This is a genomic window from Paenibacillus oralis (assembly GCF_003863965.1).
GTDB lineage: Bacteria > Bacillota > Bacilli > Paenibacillales > Paenibacillaceae > Fontibacillus > Fontibacillus oralis.
This window is the reverse complement of sequence record NZ_RRCN01000002.1, coordinates 57,018-62,264: the sequence shown is the minus strand read 5'-3', so window position 1 is coordinate 62,264 and position 5,247 is coordinate 57,018. Positions and strand designations below refer to the sequence as shown.

Annotated in this window: 3 protein-coding genes and 5 pseudogenes; 2 read left to right on the top strand and 6 right to left on the bottom strand. The window is 47.2% G+C overall.

Translation table 11 applies throughout. From position 1 onward, the window contains the following. The 4 pseudogenes from EHV15_RS33975 to EHV15_RS33960 all read right to left on the bottom strand — a co-directional run. Window positions 1-349 (bottom strand): annotated as a pseudogene (locus EHV15_RS33975) (stage V sporulation protein AD); the annotation flags it as partial. Window position 350: 1 nt separating this feature from the next. Continuing rightward, window positions 351-832: pseudogene (spoVAC, locus tag EHV15_RS33970) on the bottom strand (stage V sporulation protein AC). 36 nt (window positions 833-868) lie between these two features. Further along, a pseudogene (locus EHV15_RS33965) lies at window positions 869-1,459 on the bottom strand (YetF domain-containing protein); the annotation flags it as partial. 221 nt (window positions 1,460-1,680) lie between these two features. Then, window positions 1,681-1,984: pseudogene (locus tag EHV15_RS33960) on the bottom strand (YunC family protein). 279 nt (window positions 1,985-2,263) lie between these two features. On the opposite strand from EHV15_RS33960, the gene EHV15_RS33955 reads away from it, so the two are divergent. Then, window positions 2,264-2,755 carry a YhcN/YlaJ family sporulation lipoprotein gene (locus tag EHV15_RS33955; protein ID WP_127607794.1) on the top strand — a complete coding sequence of 164 codons (492 nt, stop codon included), beginning with the start codon at window positions 2,264-2,266 and terminating at the stop codon, window positions 2,753-2,755. 131 nt (window positions 2,756-2,886) lie between these two features. Here the strand turns inward: EHV15_RS33955 and EHV15_RS38160 are convergent. Beyond that, window positions 2,887-3,057 (bottom strand): annotated as a pseudogene (locus EHV15_RS38160) (group II intron reverse transcriptase/maturase); the annotation flags it as partial. 15 nt (window positions 3,058-3,072) lie between these two features. Between EHV15_RS38160 and EHV15_RS33945 the strand changes: the two are divergent. Next, complete coding sequence (locus EHV15_RS33945) at window positions 3,073-3,321, top strand: transposase (protein WP_164766819.1); 249 nt, start codon at window positions 3,073-3,075, stop codon at window positions 3,319-3,321. Window positions 3,322-3,579: 258 nt separating this feature from the next. Here the strand turns inward: EHV15_RS33945 and EHV15_RS33940 are convergent, their stop codons facing one another. After that, entirely contained in the window at window positions 3,580-5,094 is a 1,515-nt protein-coding gene (locus tag EHV15_RS33940; RefSeq protein ID WP_128635706.1) for a phospholipase D-like domain-containing protein, read from the bottom strand. Window positions 5,095-5,247: the final 153 nt, after the last annotated feature.

Genomic DNA, 5,247 nt, shown 5'->3' with positions numbered 1-5,247 from the left:
CCAGACTTTCCATCGAGGTTGAACAAGCGCCAAACACACCGAGGTAAGGGATCGATAATGTTCGCGCGGCAAAACTGCTGCTAATGATTTGATTCATCAAATCCCCGCCTATGTAAAACTGTACTTGTTCCTTTGTCAACCCCGCATTTTCAATAGCCAGTTTTGCCGCTTCTTCAATCAATACCTTTTCTGCTTTCTCCCAGCTCTTTTGTCCCATCATGGATTCTCCATGGACAATGTCAAAATCTTTGGCCAGCGGGCCTCTTCCTTCAAATGGACCCACTACCGTTGCTGTTGATCGGATGAACGGCTTGTTCTCAAATAGCCAACTCTGGTGTCCCTTTAACATATTAAGAGCCTCCCCCGCCTTTGATCAGCAAATGTACAATTCCTACCGCAAAGGCGGCGACTGTACCAAATACAATAACCGGTCCGGCCAGTTTGAACATTTTACCGCCAACACCGAGCACCATTCCTTCACTCTGATGTTCAATCGCTGCGGATGCCATCGAATTCGCAAATCCCGTCACAGGCACTGCGGAACCCGCACCAGCCCATTGGGCGCAAATTTATCGTACACCCCCGCGCAGGTCAGAATGACAGAAAGGAGGATCATCACCGCCACGGTAGGATCTCCAGCTTTTTTCTCATCAAAGCCGCCCCAATGCACAAACATTTCTTGGATGGCTTGTCCAACCAAACAGATGGTTCCGCCGGCTATAAAAGCACGAAGGAAGTTTTTGAGTATGGGTCTCGGAGGTTCGACGCTTTGCGCCAATTCTTTATATTCCTGTTGTACCCGCGTTAAATTTTTCTTTATATTATTTGCCATGAACATTCTCCTCGTATTTTTTCAGCTGGCGTATAGTTAACGAATCAGCAATGGTTTCACTTCACCAATAATCTCTTCTAACGATTTTGAACATTGCTCGTACATCTGCTTTGCATTTTGTTCTTTGGTGGATAAGGCAAACATTTCGAGATCCGCTTCACACTTTTTCAATGTTGCAAGCAATGCGGCTTTCTTCTGAGGTTTCGGTACTTTGATCTGATCATCAAATAAATCAACGTATAGCTGGCCATAGGAATCCACCTGTCCAAGATATACGTTATCAATCGAAACACCTAATTTCTCCAGTTCCGTATCCAACCATTGCCTGTTTAGACCTATCGTGGCAAGCGGCTCGTCCATTATTTTTCCATCCATAATGACCGTTTGAGGCTCTTGTTCCGGCCCGACATTTACTCCAAGGTGTTTAGGCGTTAACGGTTGGTTTTCCTTGGTTAAAAGAACGCTAACGTCACCGCTTGACTCCATGATGGCGAATTCAACATCGGCAGCTTTGAACACATTTTTTTTTCGAAGCTGTTCCATAAGTTCATCCGAGGTAATCCTTTCTTTTTTTAGGTTATCCTCCATGATCTTGCCGTCCTTAATGAGCACTGTTGCTTTGCCGTCGAATTCTAATGTTGATTTTTAACCAAATGAAAACCGCCCACTAAATGAAGTTTGATGCTAGACTTAATAGTAGACACAGATTACACTGATGAAACGACAACTATCGGAGGACTGTGTCAAAGATGAAAAAGCCACTTTATGTCGAACTCCCAGGAATGCAACTTGTAAACCAGTGAGCAAAATATTCCCCTTCTTTCCTCAATAATCACTTTTCTAAAGAGTCACTCGGCAATGTTTATCATCTTTAAAAGCGCATCCGTTCCCTTCATTCCAGGGTGAATCCCGTGCAATTCCGCCTCAAAGGTAACCATATCAAGAGGAGCATCCAGCAATTGCTCCATTGTACGCACCCCGGTTGCGCGTCCTGCCACAATTCGACGATCTTTTAATTTCTGATTTAGCAAGTGGATATCCAAAGCGCCGCACAATATCCGTTGTTACCGCAAGAAGTGTTGTTTTTGGCAGAGCGACCTCGATACCTATCACCTTGAAACCTTCAACTTCGATTGGTTTCATCCGTATCATCCATTTTGCATCTCCTCTTTTTTTCTACACTATATGCCGGGCATGATATTTGCACCATAGACTGCTGCCTAAATCGGATATCAAATTTCATACTTCGTCGTTTTATTCGTGAGGGTTATCGACGGGTGTCAGAGGTATCGGTACTTCAATTCTTCTCTCTTCAACTTCCAATAATTCATTGCTCAACCTCGAATTGGCAATAAAAATAAGGAACGGTTGTGAATTTTAACTCATCGTGGAAAGCATACTAAGAGTAAATGGAATATGGAGGCATAGCAGATGACCATGGCCAAAAAACGTAACATCAAGAGAATCGCCGTGTGGCTTGTTGTTGTATCGATGATGTCAACAGGGTGCGCGAGCAAAACAGAAAATCAATCGCGGCAACAAGGCGTGCAAATGCAGCAAATCCTAACCCCTCCCCAGACACATATCGATAATCGAATTCAAATTGCTGACGCGGCGGCAGAGAAAATTGTTCGAATAAACCGAGTAAAACAAGCCAATGTACTTGTAACGGGAAGAAATGCATATGTAGCCGTGATCGTGGATACTCCCCAAAATCAGTTATCCCGTGATTTGGAAGCTCAAATTGCGCAGCAAGTTCGATCGACCGATCCGAATATTCAAAATGTGTACATCTCCGCGAATCCTGAATTTGTGGACCGTATTACCAGTTATGTAACAGACGTACGACAAGGCCGCCCTGTTTCCGGGTTTTACGAGCAATTCACAGAGATTGTTCAACGCCTGTTTCCAAAAGCCCGATAAAGTTTCGGTCTCCAAAAGAATACAGGTTGGTTTCGGCACGAATGTGAACTACTTCTCCAATCGAGTAGGAGGCGGCTAACCCCCGTCCTCTCACAACACCTAAGCACTAGGTGTTTCCAAAAATCAACATGTTCCAAGTAACGAAAAAGTAAACCTTTCAGCCCTTTCGCTTCCCAGTAGGAAGTTGGAAGGGCGTTATTTAATTACGAGACATTTCCAACACCTCGCCTTGAATTAGCCATCATGAATGCAGCCCAATCAGGCACTTCAAGCGCCCGGAGTTCGCGAATACGGGGGCGCACCCCATCGGCCAGAAGGTGTACTCTGCACGTATTATCGCCCTCGGCTCGCTCATCATCAAGGAGCGCCTTGGTTTAAGCGATCGTGAGACCTTGCAAATCCAAGAGAATCCGTATTTGCAGTTCTTCTTGGGCTACACCACATATGTAGATGAAGAGCCCTTTCATCACTCTTTACTAACCCATTTCCGAGAACGGCTCGGTCTGGAAGTCTTGGCTGAAGTTAACGGCTGGATTGCCCATGCCGCGCTGCAAGCAGAGCGCTAGGCCAAGACGAAACCGTCCAAGCAGGACCGCGATGACGACGATAACGACGCGGGCGGTTCGCAGCTCACCATGGAGGTAGGCGAGGCGTTCTCCCTTCCACAGGAGCCCACCACTGTGGCAAAGAAAAACCGGAAGATGGCGAAAGAACTGAGCGTTCTGCCAATCGCAGCCTCCCCGGTAGCGAATGTCACGAACAAGGCACCCTCATGCTCGATGCGACATGCGCGCCTGGAACGATTCTTGTTGAGCAAGCCCTATTTATAACAACGGAGATAAAACGCGCGCTGCTTGATCAAGAATGCGCTCAGAAGAAGAACGATGCAGATAATCTTCCATTCGCAAAGGAATGGAGTCGGTGAGATCCCGTTCGAATTGTTCCGTAAGCACCCGAGCCACATCGGAATTATACAGCACTGCACACACTTCGTAGTTTAAACGGTAACTACGGGGATCGTAGTTGGAAGAACCCACTTCGGCAATCTCGCCATCGATAATCATGACTTTGGCGTGCAATACCCCTTTGTTGTACTGAAACACATTGATCCCTGCTTCCACGAGTTCGCCATAATACGTACGGCTTGCAGCTCCTGCAACTTTAGGAATCACTTGGCGCGGCACCAGTAATCTCACTCGAACGCCACGCGCCGCGGCTGTTTTGATGGCCATCATGATATCCGCATCGGGTATAAAATAAGGGTTGGTCACGTCGATGGTTCGGGTCGCCTGCGTCAGGCAGATGAAATGCATTTCCCGAATGACCGGAGTAGGCAGCCCGGGATTGCCTTCGAATATCTGTATATAGACGTTATGCGAATCCTTGGATGGGGAAGCTTTTCCCATGTGGGGGCCTTCCATCGTTCCCAGCTCCGATCCCCATTCCCATCCGTATCCTCGTTCTGTTTTGCCGGATGGAAATGGATGAATGGCTTTATCGTCAGAAAGTTGAGCCGATTCAGGGAGAAATTTTGCCTTTCTCGTTAAATGGAGCATGTCCGGTGACGCCATTTTCCAGTGAGCCTCAAAAACGGCTTTCACATCATCCGCTGTTTCGCCGGTTAACCGCATATGAGTGTCGCGCCAAAAATCGACATCCGGCTTCATTCCGGTATACTCGTCCCCAACGTTGATTCCTCCCATGAAGGCTTCCTTTCCGTCGACGATGACGATCTTGCAATGATCCCGGTATGTCAAGTTGGATAGTACCCAGGGGAATCGCAAGGGAAAGATGGTCCTGCATTCAATGCCTGCTTCCATCATCCGGCGAACCGCATGTTTGGGAAACGACCGGCTTCCCCAGCCATCCCTTATAAAACGAATGTTCACACCGGATAAAGCCCGGTCAATCAGCACATCTGTGATACGTTTACCGATATGGTCATTCCGGTATATGTAATATTCCAGATCGATTGACTTTTGTGCGGCCTGAATTGATTGAAGGAGTTTTCCGTAGGTTTCCATCCCGTTCGTGAGGATTTGGACGTAACCGGTTCGAAGGCCACTGACAGACAAAGGTTGCAAAGCCCGAGCGATAACAAAAGCGGAGTCACCACATGCTGGAGGCAACGCTATCGGGTTATTGTGCGAAGAAACGAGCTTGTCCCGCCGCATTTGCACAGGATTCGTGACGAACAGGTAACAAACGAATCCGATAATCGGTAATACAAGTCCGACTGATATCCAAGTCAACGCTTTGGCGGGGCGGCGCACCTCCCGAACCGCAATGATGATCAATAGTGCCGTATTTACTAGCCATAATCCTGCTATCCATGCCAAGAAAATCAGCCTCCCAATCCTGTCGTCTACGAGGGAATAAAGATAAAGGGGCAGCCATGCCGAGAAGAGATCGGCATGGCCTTTATTAGAAACCTTTATACTGCGGTTCTTCCTGTTCAATTTGTTGTAACCGTGGAGTGACCTGGTCAATGA

Excerpts from the sequence above, each read along its gene's own strand:
- EHV15_RS33955 (WP_127607794.1), top strand. The coding sequence starts at position 2,264 with ATGACCATGGCCAAAAAACGTAACATCAAGAGAATCGCCGTGTGGCTT.